The following is a 16,558-nucleotide window of genomic DNA, read 5'->3' as shown; positions in this document are numbered from 1 at the left end:
GGCTAGGCGACGTCCAGATAGGCGCTGGGGGGCGCGGACTCCAGCCAGGCCAGGAACCCGGTCATGGCGTCGGCGCTCATCGCCAGCGAGATCCCCCGGGTGCTGCCCGAACAGTCGACCGCGTACAGGCCCCCGTCGATCTCCCGCCTCGCGGAAACAACAAGGCCGCGCCTCGCGATTGCGTGACGCGGCCGGAGTCGGACGCCGAGCAGCGGAATCCAATGGAGCTCCCCGTCGGCATAGCGGGCTACCCCGCTCTGCCATCCGCCCTCTCCCACCCGCAGGCGACAGGGCACACTGCCGCGCGAACGGGCGAGCGTCACCCCGCGCAACACGATGAGGGCGGCCAGCAGCACTACGAGAATCACCATCGTCGCCACCATGCCGCCCCCTGATCGCCGCTTGCTATGTATTAAACCTCTTCGCCCGCCGCACGCAGCCGGGCCCTGGCACGCTTGGCCTCGATGGCCGCGTCGGCGTCCTCCTGGTTGGCCTCGATCGAGGCCTGCGCCCGGTCGAGAGCGTCACGAGCAGCCGCGACGTCGACCTCGGAGCCGAGCTCGGCGACCTCGGCGAGCACGGAGACCTCGTCGTCGGCCACGGAGATGAAACCCCCGTGCACCGCCGCCACCAGCTCCGGCTCACCTTCCCGCTTCACGCGCAGCACCCCGCCCTCGACGAGGACGCCGAGCACAGGTGCGTGTTGCGGCATAATACCGATCTCGCCGTCCACGGTCTTGGCAATCACCATGTCGGCCTCGCCCGACCAGATCTCACGCTCGGGTGAGACAACCCCTACGCGTAGCTTCGCCACTTGTGTAGGTTCCTTTCCGATCAGGTGGTGGTACGACGATCATGCCGTACCACCACCGTGGGGCGATTAGCGACGCTCGAGTTCCTTGGCCTTCGCGATGGCCTGGTCGATGCCACCGACCATGAAGAACGCCTGCTCGGGCAGGTGGTCGTACTCACCCGCGCAGAGGCCCTTGAAGGAGGCGATGGTCTCGTCGAGCGGCACGGTCTCGCCCGGCTGGCCGGTGAAGGCCTCGGCCGCGTACATCGGGTGCGACAGGAAGCGCTCGATGCGGCGGGCCCGCTGGACGGTGACCTTGTCCTCTTCGGACAGCTCGTCGATACCGAGGATCGCGATGATGTCCTGGAGCTCGCGGTACTTCTGCAGGATCCGCTTGGTCTCCTGGGCCACCCGGTAGTGCTCCTCGCCCACGATCTGCGGGTCGAGGATCCGGGAGGAGGAGTCGAGCGGGTCCACCGCCGGGTAGATGCCCTTCTCCGAGATCGGCCGCGAGAGCACGGTCTGCGCGTCGAGGTGCGCGAACGCGTTGTGCGGGGCCGGGTCGGTGATGTCGTCGGCGGGCACGTAGATCGCCTGCATGGAGGTGATCGAGTGACCGCGCGTCGAGGTGATGCGCTCCTGGAGCACGCCCATCTCGTCGGCCAGCGTGGGCTGGTAACCCACGGCGGACGGCATGCGGCCGAGCAGCGTGGAGACCTCGGAACCGGCCTGCGTGAAGCGGAAGATGTTGTCGATGAACAGCAGCACGTCCTGCTTCTGCACATCGCGGAAGTACTCCGCCATCGTCAGCGCCGACAGGGCGACCCGCAGACGGGTGCCCGGCGGCTCGTCCATCTGGCCGAAGACGAGCGCGGTGTCCTTGAGGACGTCCGCCTCCTCCATCTCCAGCCAGAGGTCGTTGCCCTCACGGGTGCGCTCGCCCACACCGGCGAAGCAGGAGGTGCCACCGAAGTTACGGGCGACTCGGCGGATCATCTCCTGGATGAGCACCGTCTTGCCCACGCCGGCGCCGCCGAACAGGCCGATCTTCCCACCCTGAACGTACGGGGTGAGCAGGTCGATGACCTTGATACCGGTGACGAGCAGCTCGGTGCGGGACTCGAGCTGGTCGAAGGCCGGCGACGGACGGTGGATGCCCCACCGCTCCTCGATCTTCAGCGAGGAGGTCGGGACGTCGAGCGTCTCGCCGAGCGCGTTCCACACGTGACCCTTGACGACGTCGCCGACGGGCACCGAGATCGGCGCGCCGGTGTCGGCGACCGCCTGGCCGCGGACCAGGCCGTCGGTGGGCTGCATGGAGATGGCGCGGACGAGGTTGTCGCCCAGGTGCTGGGCGACCTCGAGCGTCAGGGTCTTGGTCTCGCCGCCGAGGGTCACCTCGACCTTGAGCGCGTTGTAGATCTCGGGCATCGCCTCGACGGGGAACTCCACGTCGACGACGGCGCCGGTGACACGTGCCACGCGGCCAGTGCCGGCCGCGGGGGCTTCTACAGTTTCAACAGCCTCTGCAGTCATTTCACTCTTTCCCCGCTGCGGCGTCAGCGAGCGCGTTGGCGCCACCGACGATCTCGCTGATTTCCTGGGTGATCTCGGCCTGGCGAGCCTGGTTCATCTGCTGGGTGAGCACCCGCATCAGCTCGTTGGCGTTGTCGGTCGCGGACTTCATCGCGCGCCGCCGCGCGGCCTCCTCGGAGGCCGCCGACTGGAGCAGCGCGGTGAAGATGCGCGACTCCACGTACCGCGGCAGCAGCGACTCCAGCACGTCGCCGGCGGTCGGCTCGAACTCGAAGTACGGCGGGATCACCGTCGAGTCCGTCGCCTCGGTCTCCTCGACCTCCAGCGGCAGGACCCGCTTGACCACGACGTTCTGCGTGAGCATCGAGACGAACTCGGTCGAGACGATGTGGATCTCGTCGATCCCGTTCTCGTCCTTGAACGAGTCGATCAGCGTGTTCGCGATCTCCTTGGCGTCGGCGTAGGCCGGCTTCCGCGAGAACCCGACCCAGCTGCCGCCCATCTCCCTGTTGCGGAAGGTGTGCCAGGTGACACCCTTGCGCCCGGTGACGAACGGCACCACGGTCATCCCGCGGCCCTCCAGCAGCCCGCGCAGGGCCTCGGCCTCGCGCAGCACGTTGGCGTTGAAGCCACCGCAGAAGCCGCTGTCGCTGGTGACGACGAGGACGCCCGCCTTGGCGGGGTTCTCCTTCGCCACGGTCAGCGGATGGTCGACGCTGGCAGCGTTGCTGACGACGCCCGTGACGGCGCGAGTGATCTCGCGCTCGTACGGCAGCGCCTCCTGCATCCGCTGCTGCGCCTTCACGATCCGTGAAGAGGCGATGAGCTCCTGGGCGCGCGTGATCTTCGCGGTCGACTTGACCGAGCTGATCCGCCGCCGCAGCAGCCTTAGCTGGGCACCCATGTCCTACTTCTCCGCCGCCGGACGCACGACCTTCTTGATCTTCTCCTGGCCGACCTCGTCGGCCCCGAGCGGCGCCACCGGCTCGTCCTTGACCAGCAGCTCACCCGAGGAGGTGGTGAAGCCCTTCTTGAACTCCGTGATGGCGTCCTTCAGAGCGGTCACCGTGTCGTCGGACAGCTCGCGGGTCTCGCGGATGGTGTCGAAGATGCCCTTGTGCGACGACTGGATGTAGTCGAGGAACTCGCCCTCGAAGCGGCGCACGTCCTCGATCGGCACCTCGTCGAGCTCGCCCGTCGTGCCCGCCCAGATGGAGGCCACCTCGCGCTCCAGCGAGAAGGGGCTGTACTGGGCCTGCTTGAGCAGCTCGACCAGTCGCTGACCGCGCTCGAGCTGGGCCTTGGAGGCGGCGTCGAGGTCGGAGGCGAAGGCCGCGAACGCTTCGAGGTCACGGTACTGCGACAGCGACAGCCGCAGCGTGCCCGCGACCTTCCGCATGGCCTTGGCCTGAGCGGAGCCGCCGACTCGGGACACCGACACACCGACGTTGATGGCCGGGCGCACACCGGCGTTGAACAGGTCGGTCTCGAGGAAGACCTGCCCGTCGGTGATGGAGATGACGTTGGTCGGGATGAACGCCGAGACGTCGTTGCCCTTGGTCTCGATGACCGGCAGACCCGTCATCGAGCCGCCGCCCAGGTCGTCGGAGAGCTTGGCACAGCGCTCCAGCAGCCGGGAGTGGAGGTAGAAGACGTCACCGGGGAACGCCTCACGACCCGGCGGGCGGCGCAGCAGCAGCGAGACGGCGCGGTAGGCGTCCGCCTGCTTGGTCAGGTCGTCGAAGACGATCAGGACGTGCTTGCCCTGGTACATCCAGTGCTGACCGATCGCCGAGCCGGCGTAGGGCGCGATGTACTTGAAGCCGGCGGCCTCGGAGGCAGGGGCGGCGACGATGGTGGTGTACTCCATCGCACCGGCCTCCTCCAGGCGGGCGCGCACCTGCGCGACGGTCGAGCCCTTCTGGCCGACCGCGACGTAGACGCAGCGCACCTGCTTGGTGGGGTCGCCGGAGGCCCAGTTCTCGCGCTGGTTGAGGATGGTGTCGACGGCGATCGCGGTCTTGCCGGTACCGCGGTCACCGATGATCAGCTGGCGCTGGCCGCGGCCGATCGCCGTCATGGCGTCGATCGCCTTGATGCCCGTGGCCAGCGACTCCTTCACGGGCTGGCGCTGGACGACCGTGGGGGCCTGCAGCTCGAGGGCGCGCACGCCCTCGGCCTCGATGGCGCCCTTGCCGTCGAGCGGGTTGCCCAGGGGGTCGACCACGCGGCCGAGGAAGTTGTCGCCGACGGGCACGGACAGGACCTCGCCCGTCCGGCGGACCGTCTGGCCCTCCTCGATGCCGCTGAACTCGCCCAGGATGACGACACCGATCTCGCGGGTGTCGAGGTTCAGTGCCAGGCCGCGCGTACCGTTCTCGAACTCGAGCAGCTCGTTCGCCATCGCCGAGGGAAGGCCGGAGACATGGGCGATACCGTCGCCGGCGTCGACGACGGTCCCGATCTCCTCGCGCGCGGCGCCTTCCGGTTCGTACGCCTGGACGAAGCGCTCAAGCGCGTCCCGGATCTCGTCCGGCCGGATCGTAAGCTCCGCCATCTCTACTCTGTCTCCCTCTTCGCCTAGCCGGCCAACCGGCGGCGGACTTCTTCGATTCGTCCCACGATTGTGGTGTCGATGATCTCGTCGCCGACGCGGACCGAGAACCCACCGAGCACTCGCTTGTCCACCTCGACATTCAGGTGCACGTCACGGCCATAGGAGGTGCGCAGATACGCCGCCAGGCGCTCCTTCTGCGCCTCGGTCAGCTCGACCGCGCTGCGCACCACCGCCACGAGGCGCTGGCGCTGCTGGGCCACGAGGTGACCGACCTCATCCAGGCCCACCTCCAGGCTACGCCCCCGCGGGTGCACCACCAGCTGCGTGATGAGCCGCAGGCTGGAGGGGGCGACCTTGCCCTCGAGCAGGGTGCGCAGCAGCTCGCGCTTGCCCTCCTCGGGAGCGGCCGCGTCGGCGAGCGCACGGCGCAGGCCGGGGTTGGCGGCGATGATGCGGCCGAAGCGGAAGAGCTCGTCCTCCACGTCGTCGAGCCTGCGCTGGCTCTCCGCCTCCGCCGCCGCGGCGACGACGCCGAGCCGTTCGAGCACGTCGGCCAGGTCACCGGCCCGCGACCACCTGGCCGAGACCGCGGCCTCGGCGGTGGCCAGGGCAGCGGCACCCACCTTGCCGTCGAGCAGCGAGCGCAGGACGCCCGCCTTCTGCTCGGCCGGCCTGGCCGGGTCGGACAGGGCGCGGCGCAGGCCGTGCTCGCGGTCGAGCAGATCCGCGACCGCGAACAGCTCGTCGGAGAGCGCACCGAGGTCGGCACTACCGGCGACCGCGTTGAAGCGCTCTTCGACGTCGGCCAGCGAGGTCCTGCTCAAACCGCGCATCAGCGCACCGCCTGCACGTTCGAGCTCTCGAGCTCGTCAAGGAACCTGTCGACGATGCGGCTCTGGCGGACCTCGTCCTCCAGCGACTCGCCGACGATGCGGCCGGCCAGGTCGGTCGACAGGCGACCGATCTCCGTGCGGAGCTGGGCGAAGGCCGCCTGGCGGTCTGCCTCGATCTGGGCGTGTGCGGCCTCGACGAGGCGGCGGGCCTCGGCCTGCGCCTCCTCACGAAGCTCGGCCTTGATCTGCGCGGCCTGCTCGCGGGCCTCCTCGCGCAGCCTGGCGGCGTCGCGACGAGCCTCTTCGAGCTGCTCGGAGTAGCGCTTCTGCAGGGCCTGAGCCTCTGCCTGCGCCTCCTCCGCCCTCCTGATGCCGCCCTCGATCGCGTCGGTCCGCTCGGCCAGCGTCTTCTGGATGCGCGGTACGAGCATCCGGCCGACGACGAAGACGACGACGGCGAACGAGAAGATACCGACGACGAGCTCGTAGGTGTGCGGAATGAGCGGGTTGGCACCCTCCTCCGCCGCGAGGAGCGTAGCTGCCTTAATCATGGATGCAGCCTTTCGTCAGAATTCTTCTGGTCTTAGATGCCCGCGAAGATGAAGGGCGCGACCAGACCGAGCAGGGCGAGGGCCTCGGTGAGCACGAAGCCCAGGAGCATGTTCTGGCGGATCAGGCCGTAAGCCTCGGGCTGGCGCGCGATGGCCTGCACGCCCTGACCGAAGATGATGCCGACGCCGATGCCGGGGCCGATGGCGGCGAGACCGTAACCGATGGCGGTGACGTTGCCGGAGACCTCAGCGAGAACGCTCATTGCTGTATTTCCTTTACTGGACGGCCGGTGAAGCGGGTTGTCCACCGGTCATGGATATTCCGGTAGGTGGTTCTCAGTGATCCGGGTGCAGCGCGCCGCCGATGTACATCGATGCCAGCATCGCGAACAGGAACGCCTGCAGGAACTGGATGAACATCTCGAACGCGGTGAAGATGATGGTCATCACCACGCCGATGATGCCGACTGGGGCCCCCAGCGGGGTCAGCTGCTCGAACAGGAACCAGAAGCCCACCATGCTGAAGAAGGCCAGCAGCATGTGGCCGGCGAACATGTTCGCGAACAGTCGGACCGCGTGCGTGAACGGGGCGATGATCATGTTGGAGAGGAACTCGATCGGCGCCAGCAGAACGTAGATGCCCTTCGGCAGCCCCGGGGGGAACATCATGTTCTTGAAGTAGCCGACCCCGCCCTGGTGCTTGACGCCGAGGTAGACCTTGAGCACGTAGATCGAGATCGCCAGCACCGCCGGGAAGGCGATGTGCGAGGCGACGGGGAACTGCGCGAGCGGGATGACGCCCATGATGTTCCAGACCAGCACCAGGAAGAACAGCGAGACCAGCAGGCCCATCCACCGGTCGGCGTCCTTGCCCAGGAAGGGGCGGGCGACCTGGTCGCGGACGAACATGTAGCCGTACTCGACCACGTTCTGCATACCCCGCGGCACGACCTTCGGATTACCGAACGCCGCCCAGGTGACACCGATCACCAGGAGCGCGCTCAGCAGCGCCAGCAGAACCGGCTTGGTGAACCATTCGACCCCGGGGATGATCGGTGGCAGGTTGAACAGTTCTTCAGGCGTAGGTGCCTGGAACTGTGGGGCGGGAGCTGGGGCCGTCAGCGCACTCACGCGGCGTTCCCTTCATCAACGTCGTAGTGTGGATCACAAGGGTTTCCCTCGGCGGAGTCTCCGCGAGTCAGCGAGAGAACTTCCGGTAGGCCAGGTAGCCAGCGAGCACCAGCCCAAGGACGATGCCTATGGGGAAGAACGCGGACATGTCCAGCCACCGGTCCAGCAACCACCCGATGCCGCCGTAGATGGCCATCCCTGCAAGCAGAAGGCTGGGGATCGACCACATGGCATCGGCGAAGTCGCGACCGTCTTCTTCCGGTCGGCGTTCCTGTGCGCTCATCGCGGCCCCGACGATAGCAGGCGAGTAGAGGACTAGTCATATCGGACCCCGTCCGCGTGACAGCCTCATGAGTCGCCCTTACCGGGGACCTTGGCGTCGGGGTCGACGTAAAACATCTTGGCCTTCATGAAGGCGCGGACTTCGAAACCCGTCCAGACCAGCGTGCAGACCACCACGGCCCACGCGAAAGCCAGCGTGTTCCAGAGCGTCGTATCGCGGAAGGCGGACAGCACGATCATGATGACGACCACCTTCACCAGGTAACTCACCATGGCCGCGATCGCCATCAGCTGCGGGGAGACTCGGGCCGCATACGACACCGCTACCACGCTGATGGAGAAGAAAACTCCGACGAGCAAGGTGCCCAGGGCCGCGCCCAGCGCGCCCTTGCCTCCTGCCGTCAGGAAAGCCACGACGACGGCGACCACCCCAACCAGTGCGGTCGGAATCGCGGCGCTCTTGAGTACGCGCACGTCGTTGGCCTGCATCGGTGCTCCATCAGCGAGTTATCAAGCGAGCGTTTGCTACCTCCAGAACCGGTCAGTCTGGAGTCCCTGCTCGTGAAAGATATCACAAGCTCACGGAAGACCGCTTTTACCTGCCGTTTCTAGTTCCCGATCAAGGACGGCTCGGAAAGGCGGGAATGACCGGATTTCCCTCGGCCGTCGCGCGCTCGCGGGAAGAGCCGTCGGCCGGCGGCATCTGCGGTCTTCTGACCTGCGTGTCCGGCAGGATCGGCGGCATCGGACCGGTCGGCGGGCCGTCGTCGTCATCGGGCTGCTTGTTGCGCGGAGCGGAGTGCGCCCCGCCCCTGCCCCGCCAGCGCGGAGCGGCCATCAGCACCAGCACGGCCAGCGCCAGGACGATCACCACGAGGAACCACAGCACCGGCACACCCACGCGTGCCAGCAGCACCACGCCGAAGGCGAACAGGAACGCCCACGCGTACATGATCAGCACGGACCGGCGCATCGAGTGGCCGATGTCGAGCAGCCGGTGGTGCAGGTGGCCGCGGTCGGGCGCGAACGGGGACAGGCCCTGCGAGGTGCGGCGCACCACGGCGGTGATGAGGTCGATGAGCGGCAGGACCAGCACCGCGGCGGGCAGCATCAGCGGCAGCAGCACACCGACCTTGTTCACGCTCTCGATGGCGGCGGGGTCGAGCGGCGTCACCGTCACGATGGAGGAGGCGAGCACGAGGCCGATCAGCATCGCCCCGGTGTCGCCCATGAAGATCTTGGCCGGGTGGAAGTTGTGCGGCAGGAACCCCAGGCAGGTGCCGATGAGCACGGCCGCGATGGCGGCGGTCGTGGTGATGTTGCCGGCGCTCATGCTCTGCGCCAGGAAGATCGAGTAGGCCCAGGTGGCCATGGCGGCGATGCAGACGATGCCCGCCGCGAGCCCGTCGAGACCGTCGACGAAGTTGACCGCGTTGATCGTCACGACCACGACCAGGATGGTGATGATCGTGCTGAGGGTGTAGTCGAGGCTGGTGGAGCCGCCCCAGTCCTTCGGCAGCGGGATGTAGAGCAGCCGCATGTTGAAGGCGACCAGCACGCCGGCGGCCGCGATCTGCCCGCCGAGCTTGATGAAGGCGTCCATGCCCCACCAGTCGTCGAGGAACCCGGTCACCGTGATCAGCCCGCCCGCCACGATCAGCGCCGTGACGACGTCGGCGTTGTGGCTGGCCAGGGTCTCGCCGGTGTGCGGGAGCCGGCTGGCGGTCAGCAGGCCGATGACGAGACCGCCGTACATCGCCAGGCCGCCCAGCCTGGGCGTCGGCGTGGTGTGCACGTCGCGCTCGCGAACCTCGGGCATGGCGCCGATACGGATGGCGAAGCGGCGCACCAGCGGCACCAGCAGATATGTGACCGCCGCCGAGATGAGCGCCATGAACAGGTATTCGCGCACGAACCTAGTTTCCCGGATGCTCCGGCCAGCTGTGACCGGAAATCGACACAGAACCGCTTAATATTCGCTGAGATATGGACGATGGATGGCGAGCAGCGCCGCAACTCTTTCCCTGACCTCCGCCGAGCTGCCAGGATGCAGCACCGCTCGGGTCACGAGCGTGCCGATCTCCTTGAGTTCCTGGGGCCCCATCCCCTGAGTGGTCACGCACGGCGTGCCCACGCGGATGCCCGAGGTGATCGCGGGCGGCTCGGGATCGTACGGCACCGCGTTGCGGTTCAGCGTGATCCCCGCGTCCGCGCACCTGCGCTCCGCCTCCGCCCCTGACACGCCCGCCCCGCGCAGGTCGATCAGCGCCAGATGGGTGTCCGTGCCGCCGGAGACGGCCCGCATCCCCTCCACCCCCAGCGCCTCGGCCAGCGCCCGCGCGTTGGCGACCACCCGCCTGGCGTAGTCGGCGAACTCCGGCCGCGCCGCCTCCGCGAACGCCACCGCCTTGGCCGCCACCACGTGCATCAGCGGCCCGCCCTGCACGAACGGGAACACCGCCCGGTCGATCTTCCCGGCCAGCTCCCGCGTGCACAGGATCGCGCCGCCGCGCGGCCCGCGCAGCGCCTTGTGCGTGGTGAACGTCACGACGTCCGCGTACGGCACCGCCGACGGGATCGCACCACCCGCCATCAGCCCGATCGGATGCGCCGCGTCGGCCAGCAGCCACGCCCCCACCTCGTCCGCGATGCCGCGGAACACCGCGTAGTCGATCAGCCTCGGGTACGCCGTCGCGCCGCACACGATCAGCTTCGGCTGGTGCCGCAACGCCAGGTCCCGCACCTCGTCGTAGTCGATCAGCTCGGTGTCGCGACGCACTCCGTACGGCACGACGTCGAACCATCTTCCCGAGAAGTTCACCTTGGAGCCATGGGTGAGATGGCCGCCGTGCGGCAGCGCCATGGCCAGCATGGTGTCGCCGGGCTGCAGCAGGGCGGCGTAGGCGGCCAGGTTCGCCGAGGCGCCGGAGTGCGGCTGGACGTTGGCGTGCTCGGCCCCGAACAGGCCGCACGCCCGCTCCACCGCCAGCCGCTCGGCCCGGTCCACGACCTCGCAGCCGCCGTAGTAGCGCCTGCCCGGGTAGCCCTCGGCGTACTTGTTGGTGAGGGTGGAACCCAGGGCGGCCAGGACGGCGGGCGAGGTGAAGTTCTCGCTCGCGATGAGCTGGATCCCGCCGCGCACCCGGTCGAGCTCGTCGAGCAGGATCTGCGCGATCTCGGGATCCCGGCTGCGCAACATCCCGAAATCCGGCCCGTAGTAGGGCTCCGCACCCATTTCTCCACTGTACGGCGCAATGTCCGTTTTGCCCATATGCCGGATATTCCCCGAAATTTCACCAGAACGGTTGTGGCACATCCGTGGTCCGCACCCACCGCGGCGTGTCCTCCGCCGCGTCGCTGATCGACGTCAGCACCGAGTGCCGGTAGAGCGCCAGCCTGCGCCGCCACTCCCTGATGTCCTCCACGTACCGCTCCCCCACCGGCGCGTCCCACGTCTGCGGGCTCCTGGCCAGCGAGTACGCCTTGTCGAGGGTGGTCCTGAGCGTCTCCAGGCGCGGCAGCACCTCGTCCCAGGCCTCGACCAGCTTCTGGTAGTCCGGGTTGAACTTCCAGGGATGCTGGACGCCGTCCAGTCCGTCCGGGGAGGGGGGCGGGGACTCGTTCCTGCCCTTGGCCCTGGGGGGCGGCGGGTCGGCGTACATCTACTCGCTCCTCTCCGGGTGGCCGGGGGCGATCGAGCCCGGGGGGCCGTCCGGGCCGACGTCCTCGGGGGTCCATTCGCCCTTGCCGTACTCGCCTGGGGGGATTTGGACGGAGGGTAGGTCTTGGGGCTGGATGTCGCGGTGGTGGTCGATGACCGTTTTGAGGGCGTCGAGGGTGGGTGGGGTGGTGTGGTGGCTGACGACGTCGCCGCCGTCGGTCGCCCAGGCGGCTGCTTCCGCGCCGGCGGGTACGTCGGCGCTCACGCCCGTCGCCACGTCCAGCGTCACATCCCCCGACCCGCCCGCCGCTGCGTCCAGCGTCACATTCGCTGCCCCGCCCGCCGCCGCGTCGATTGCGGCGTCCGCTGTCACGGTTACGGTCGCATCCGTGGTCGTGTCGTAGCCGGGCTCCACGTCGTAGGCGATCAGGATCTCGTACTCCGGTTGCGTCCTGTTTCCGGGCTGCGCCTGCTGCGGCGGGCCGTAGGCGTCCGCACCGGTGCCGCCTGCCGTCGTCCCTGCGCCCGCCGCTCCCTGAGCCTCCGAGGACCGGCCTGATGTGTCGGCGGTGCCGGTGGACGTCTCGGCGGGGTCGGTCGGCGGGATGGCGACGGGTTCTCCCGGGCCGCCGCCGCCCTGCTCCGGCTGGTCGTCCGTGCGCGCATCGCCGTCCGGCTGGTCCTCTGTACGTCCGTCGCCAGCCGGTTGGTCGCCTGTACGTCCGTCGCCAGCCGGTTGGTCCGGTTTCGTGTCCTGGTCCGTCGGTGGGACGGTGGTTTGCCCGCCTGTGCCGTCGCCGTTCGGCGGGGTGTCCGCGTCCTTGCCCTGGTCGCAGGCGTCATCGCCCGTGGTGGCGGCGCCGCCGCCCGACGCCTCCGCCGCCGAGCCGCCGTCCGGCACCACGCCGACTGTCGAGCCACCGTACGCACCCGCACCGTCGTCCGAGACTGTGCCACCGTCCGAGACCGTGCCACCGTCCGAGGCCGTGCCACCGTCCGAGGCCGTGCCGCCGACGCTCGTCGTGTCGGCCGGTGGCGGCGTGGTCGGCGTGCCTCCGCCCGTGCTCGGGTTGCCGGCGTCGACCGAGCCCGCGGGGCCGTCCGGGCGGATGTCGCGTTCGACCCATTCGCCCTTGCCGTACTCGCCCGCCGGGACTTGCACGCCCGGCATGTCCTGGGGCGCGATCTGGCGATGGTCCTCGATGACCGTCTTGAGGGCGTCCAGGTCGGGCGGGTTGGCCTCGGCGGAGATGACGTCGCCGTCGGCGGCGGGGAGCTTCGGCATCTCGGCCGGTTGCACCTTGTCCGGGTTCTCCAGCATGTCCTCGATCACCGCCGCCTGGGGCGCGTCGAGCGGCACCTGCAGGACCTTGACGCCATCGACCACCACCACCCGGGGCTGGCCGGCGCCCTGTGCGTCGGCGGCAGGAGCTTCCGTGCCCTGATCCGGGGTGTCCGAGCCCTGGGCCGGAGGAGTGGCCTCCTGGGCCGGCGGATTGGTGTCCTGGGCCGGGGTGTCGGTGTCCTTGGCGGGCGGTTCGGTCACGCCCCGATCCGGTTCCGTCCCCTGATCGCGCCTGCTGCCCCGATCGTCGTCCTTGGGCGTCTCAGCGGGCTGGTCCCCGGTCTTGCTCTCGCCGCCGGTCCCCGCGTCCTCGGCGTCATCGCACGCCTTACCGTCAGAGCCGGTCTTGCCGTCCGAGCCCGTCGCTGCGTCGGAGCCCGTCTTCCCATCGGAGCCGGTCACCCCGTCGGAGCCCGTTTTCCCGTCGGAGCCCGTCTTCTCGTCGGAGCCCGTCTTCCCATCCGAGCCGGTCACCCCATCAGAGCCCGTCTTCCCCTCGGACTCCGTGCCCTTGTCGCCCCCAGTCGTCTTCTCCCCGTCCCCATCCCCCGCCCGCGGATTCCCGTACTGCTCCCGATCCCCCCGCACCTCCTTGGACTCATCGACCCGCTTCTCCAGCACGGCCAGCCGCCCACCGACGTCCTTGACCATCTCCCCCACGGCATCAGCCACCTGAGCAGGCCGATGCCCGGCCTCGATGGGCACCCCCGCACGCTGCATGGTGGCCCTGACCCGGTCCTCGACCGTGCGCATCTCCGTGGCCGCGTGTTTCACCTCGGCCAGCAGGTCACGGACCAGCTGGGGATCCATGCCGTCGTACTTGCCCATGGGCCACTCCCGGACGTATCGCCGCTCCGGGCCTCACCGTAATCACGGCCCGAGCGCGATAGCAGCCGGAATAAGCAGCCGGTATACGTCAGTCGTCGGTGGCGACGTACCCGATGATGCCGCGCAGCTTCTCCACCGGGATGGCCCCGCGCCGCAGCAGCCGGGGCACGGCCGTGGTGAGGTCGAGGATGGTGGAGGGGGTGTGGTCGGTGGTCTTGCCGCCGTCGAGGTAGACCTCGACGGAGTCGCCGAGCTGCTCCTCGGCCTCCTCCGCGGTGGTGGCGGCGGGCGCGCCGGAGCGGTTGGCGCTGGAGACGGCCATGGGGCCGGTCTCCTTGAGCAGGTCGAGCGCGACCGGGTGCAGCGGCATGCGGACCGCCACCGTGCCCTTGGTGTCGCCCAGGTCCCAGGAAAGGGCCCTGTTGGCCTTGCAGACGAGCGTGAGCGGCCCGGGCCAGAAGGCGTCTATCAAGTCCTGCCCGTACGCTCCGAGGTCGTCCACGAGCGCTGTGGCGGCTCTGACGGTGCCCACGAGCACGGGCGGCGGCATGTCGCGGCCCCGGCCCTTGGCGTCGAGCAGCGACTGGACGGCCGCCGGGGTGAAGGCGTCGGCGCCGATGCCGTAAACGGTGTCGGTCGGCAGCACCACGAGGTCCCCGCGGCGGACGGCCGCGGCGGCCTCCATCAGCGCGATGGTCCGCTGGTCGGGGTCGGAGCAGTCAAAACGTCGTCCCACGGCGTGCATCCTAGTCCTGGCCCAGCCGGGCCGTGACGAAGCGGTCTCTTCTGGTGAGGTCCTGGCGCAGGCGCACGTCGCGCCAGCCGTTGTCCTCGGGGAAGGTCAGGTAGACGGCCCTGCCCTGTTCGTCGGCGTGTTCGACGGCCACCCAGCCGCCGGGGCGCAGCAGGCGGCGGGCCGTGCGCTCCACCGCGCGCACCTCGCCGAGCCCGTCGTCGCCCGAGCCGAACAACGCCCGGGACGGGTCGTAGTCGCGCACCTCGGGGTCGCGCGGGATGGCGCCGGGCGGGATGTACGGCGGGTTGGAGATGACCAGGTCGACCTTGCCGTTGAGCTCCGGCAGCGCCTCGGCGAGGTCTTCCGGGTGCAGGTGGGTGCGGCCCTGGCCGAGCTCGGAGATGTTGCGCTTGGCCCACGTGTACGCCGCCGGATCGACCTCCACGGCGTGCACCTCGGCCAGCGCCACCTCCTGGGCGATGGACAGGGCGATCGCACCTGAGCCGGTGCCGAGGTCGACCACGAGGGGCGCGTTGACGTCCATCTCGCGCAGCGTCTCGATGGCCCAGCCGGCCATCACCTCGGTCTCGGGGCGCGGCACGAACACGCCGGGCCCGACCGCCAGCTCCAGGTAGCGGAAGTAGGCGTGTCCGGTGATGTGCTGCAGCGGCTCGCGGGCCTCACGCCGGGCGACACCCTCCCAGAAGAGCGCGTCGAACTCGGAGTCCTTGACCGTGTGGAGCTCGCTCCTGCGCACACCGTGGACGAACGCCGCGATCTCCTCCGCGTCGGTGCGCGGCGAAGGAACGCCTGCCTCGGCGAGCCGGGCGGTGGCGAGCGCGATCTCGTCCAGCAGAAATGTCATGAGTGTTGTGCGAGCTTCTCCGCCATTTCGGCGTCGATGAGGGCCTGGGTGACGGCGGTCAGCTCGCCGTCGAGAACCTGGTCGAGGTTATACGCCTTGAAGCCGACGCGGTGGTCGGAGATCCGGTTTTCCGGGAAGTTGTAGGTGCGGACCCGCTCGGAGCGGTCGACGGTGCGCACCTGCGACTTGCGCTCGGCCTGGGCCGCGGCCTCGGCCTCCTCCTGCGCGATGGCCAGCAGCCGGGCGCGCAGGATGCGCAGGGCCGACTCCTTGTTCTGCAGCTGGCTCTTCTCGTTCTGGCACGAGACGACGACGCCGGTGGGCAGGTGGGTGATGCGGACCGCGGAGTCGGTGGTGTTGACGCTCTGGCCGCCGGGGCCGCTGGAGCGGTAGACGTCGATGCGCAGGTCGTTGGGGTCGATCTGGACGTCGACCTCCTCCGCCTCCGGGTAGACGAGCACGCCCGCGGCGCTGGTGTGGATGCGGCCCTGCGACTCGGTGACGGGCACCCGCTGCACGCGGTGCACCCCGCCCTCGTACTTCAGCCGCGACCAGACGCCCTCGTCGCCCTTGGCCCGGATGCCGACCGTGACGTCCTTGTATCCGCCCAGGTCGGAGGGCTGGCTGTCGATGATCTCGGTCTTCCAGCCGAGCCGCTCGGCGTAGCGGAGGTACATCCGCAGCAGGTCGCCCGCGAACAGCGCGGACTCCTCGCCGCCCTCGCCCGCCTTGATCTCCATGATGATGTCCTTGTCATCGTTGGGATCGCGCGGGATGAGCAGGTGCCTGAGCTTCTCCTCCAGCTGCGGGATGCGCTCCTCCAGCTCGGCGGCCTCGGCGGCGAACGTCTCGTCCTCGCCGGCCAGCTCCTTGGCGGCCACCAGGTCCTCGCGGACGGAGTCGAGCTCGCGGTAGGTGCCGACGATCGGCGTGAGCTGGGAGTAGCGGCGACCGAGCGTGCGGGCCTTGTTCTGGTCTGCGTGCACGGCGGGGTCGGCGAGCTGCAGCTCCAGCTCGGAATACTCCTTGAGCAACTCGTCGAGGTTCACCGTGGGTCCTTTTTTCGTAAAAGTATGGCCGTTCACCAACAACGCCGACCCAGGGCGCACCGGGGTGCGTCCGGGCCGGCGTGGGTGGAGCTACTTGCCCGTGGCCTTCTTGCCGAAGCGCTTCTCGAAGCGGGCCACCCGGCCGCCGGTGTCGAGGATCTTCTGCTTGCCCGTGTAGAACGGGTGGCAGGCCGAGCACACGTCGGCGTGGATGACGCCGTTCTTGGCGGTGCTGCGGGTGGTGAACGTGTTGCCGCAGGAGCAGGAGACCTGCGTCACGTGGTACTCGGGGTGGATGTCGCGCTTCATCGCTGTCCTTTCGGGGTGCGGCCGCCGGGTCGCCTTCACGCATGGCGTGAACCGGAACCGCAAAATGGTCAGCTACCAGTGT

Annotated in this window: 19 protein-coding genes; all 19 read right to left on the bottom strand. The window is 69.1% G+C overall.

The window, feature by feature from the left end:
* Nucleotides 1–2 precede the first annotated feature (2 nt).
* Nucleotides 3–383, bottom strand: a complete 381-nt coding sequence (locus LCN96_RS08995) for a DUF2550 domain-containing protein (protein WP_225272126.1) — start codon at nt 381–383, stop codon at nt 3–5.
* A gap of 29 nt (nt 384–412) precedes the next feature.
* The gene (locus tag LCN96_RS08990; protein ID WP_080042501.1) at nt 413–814 is read right to left on the bottom strand and encodes a F0F1 ATP synthase subunit epsilon; all 402 of its coding nucleotides are present in this window, start codon (nt 812–814) and stop codon (nt 413–415) included.
* Nucleotides 815–880: 66 nt separating this feature from the next.
* Entirely contained in the window at nt 881–2,329 is a 1,449-nt protein-coding gene (gene atpD, locus LCN96_RS08985) for a F0F1 ATP synthase subunit beta (RefSeq protein WP_225272125.1), read from the bottom strand.
* A 1-nt stretch (nt 2,330) separates the two neighbouring features.
* Entirely contained in the window at nt 2,331–3,233 is a 903-nt protein-coding gene (locus LCN96_RS08980) for a F0F1 ATP synthase subunit gamma (RefSeq protein ID WP_225272124.1), read from the bottom strand.
* Nucleotides 3,234–3,236: 3 nt separating this feature from the next.
* Nucleotides 3,237–4,886, bottom strand: coding sequence for a F0F1 ATP synthase subunit alpha (gene atpA, locus LCN96_RS08975; RefSeq protein WP_225272123.1), 1,650 nt, complete (start codon nt 4,884–4,886; stop codon nt 3,237–3,239).
* A gap of 23 nt (nt 4,887–4,909) precedes the next feature.
* Nucleotides 4,910–5,719 carry a F0F1 ATP synthase subunit delta gene (locus LCN96_RS08970; protein WP_225272122.1) on the bottom strand — a complete coding sequence of 270 codons (810 nt, stop codon included), beginning with the start codon at nt 5,717–5,719 and terminating at the stop codon, nt 4,910–4,912.
* A complete protein-coding gene (locus LCN96_RS08965) occupies nt 5,719–6,270 on the bottom strand; it encodes a F0F1 ATP synthase subunit B (RefSeq protein WP_225272121.1) in 552 nt (183 codons plus the stop codon). Before LCN96_RS08965 ends, LCN96_RS08970 begins: the two co-directional genes overlap by 1 nt.
* A 32-nt stretch (nt 6,271–6,302) precedes the next feature.
* On the bottom strand, nt 6,303–6,533 hold the full coding sequence (gene atpE, locus LCN96_RS08960; protein WP_043616287.1) for an ATP synthase F0 subunit C: 231 nt from the start codon (nt 6,531–6,533) through the stop codon (nt 6,303–6,305).
* 73 nt (nt 6,534–6,606) lie between these two features.
* The gene (gene atpB / locus LCN96_RS08955) at nt 6,607–7,401 is read right to left on the bottom strand and encodes a F0F1 ATP synthase subunit A (RefSeq protein WP_225272120.1); all 795 of its coding nucleotides are present in this window, start codon (nt 7,399–7,401) and stop codon (nt 6,607–6,609) included.
* A gap of 67 nt (nt 7,402–7,468) precedes the next feature.
* On the bottom strand, nt 7,469–7,684 hold the full coding sequence (locus LCN96_RS08950) for an AtpZ/AtpI family protein (RefSeq protein WP_225272119.1): 216 nt from the start codon (nt 7,682–7,684) through the stop codon (nt 7,469–7,471).
* Between the two features lie 65 nt (nt 7,685–7,749).
* On the bottom strand, nt 7,750–8,172 hold the full coding sequence (locus LCN96_RS08945; RefSeq protein WP_225272118.1) for a hypothetical protein: 423 nt from the start codon (nt 8,170–8,172) through the stop codon (nt 7,750–7,752).
* 130 nt (nt 8,173–8,302) lie between these two features.
* Entirely contained in the window at nt 8,303–9,595 is a 1,293-nt protein-coding gene (locus LCN96_RS08940) for a glycosyltransferase family 4 protein (RefSeq protein ID WP_225272117.1), read from the bottom strand.
* Between the two features lie 57 nt (nt 9,596–9,652).
* Nucleotides 9,653–10,918, bottom strand: a complete 1,266-nt coding sequence (locus LCN96_RS08935) for a serine hydroxymethyltransferase (protein WP_225272116.1) — start codon at nt 10,916–10,918, stop codon at nt 9,653–9,655.
* 58 nt (nt 10,919–10,976) lie between these two features.
* Nucleotides 10,977–11,345, bottom strand: coding sequence for a hypothetical protein (locus LCN96_RS08930; RefSeq protein WP_225272115.1), 369 nt, complete (start codon nt 11,343–11,345; stop codon nt 10,977–10,979).
* Nucleotides 11,346–13,517 carry a hypothetical protein gene (locus LCN96_RS08925; protein ID WP_225272114.1) on the bottom strand — a complete coding sequence of 724 codons (2,172 nt, stop codon included), beginning with the start codon at nt 13,515–13,517 and terminating at the stop codon, nt 11,346–11,348.
* Nucleotides 13,518–13,605: 88 nt separating this feature from the next.
* Nucleotides 13,606–14,253 (bottom strand): L-threonylcarbamoyladenylate synthase, encoded by a 648-nt coding sequence (locus tag LCN96_RS08920; protein WP_225272113.1) that lies wholly within the window; start codon nt 14,251–14,253, stop codon nt 13,606–13,608.
* A 10-nt stretch (nt 14,254–14,263) separates the two neighbouring features.
* Nucleotides 14,264–15,118 (bottom strand): peptide chain release factor N(5)-glutamine methyltransferase, encoded by an 855-nt coding sequence (prmC, locus tag LCN96_RS08915; protein ID WP_225272112.1) that lies wholly within the window; start codon nt 15,116–15,118, stop codon nt 14,264–14,266.
* On the bottom strand, nt 15,115–16,167 hold the full coding sequence (gene prfA, locus LCN96_RS08910) for a peptide chain release factor 1 (protein ID WP_225272111.1): 1,053 nt from the start codon (nt 16,165–16,167) through the stop codon (nt 15,115–15,117). The genes prmC and prfA overlap by 4 nt, the downstream gene beginning before the upstream one ends.
* 90 nt (nt 16,168–16,257) lie before the next feature.
* A complete protein-coding gene (gene rpmE / locus LCN96_RS08905) occupies nt 16,258–16,476 on the bottom strand; it encodes a 50S ribosomal protein L31 (protein ID WP_225272110.1) in 219 nt (72 codons plus the stop codon).
* Nucleotides 16,477–16,558: the final 82 nt, after the last annotated feature.

The sequence above is a fragment of the Nonomuraea gerenzanensis genome (assembly GCF_020215645.1).
Taxonomy (GTDB): domain Bacteria; phylum Actinomycetota; class Actinomycetes; order Streptosporangiales; family Streptosporangiaceae; genus Nonomuraea; species Nonomuraea gerenzanensis.
The sequence above is the reverse complement of the archived record's forward strand: the minus strand, read 5'-3'. Positions and strand labels throughout refer to the sequence as shown.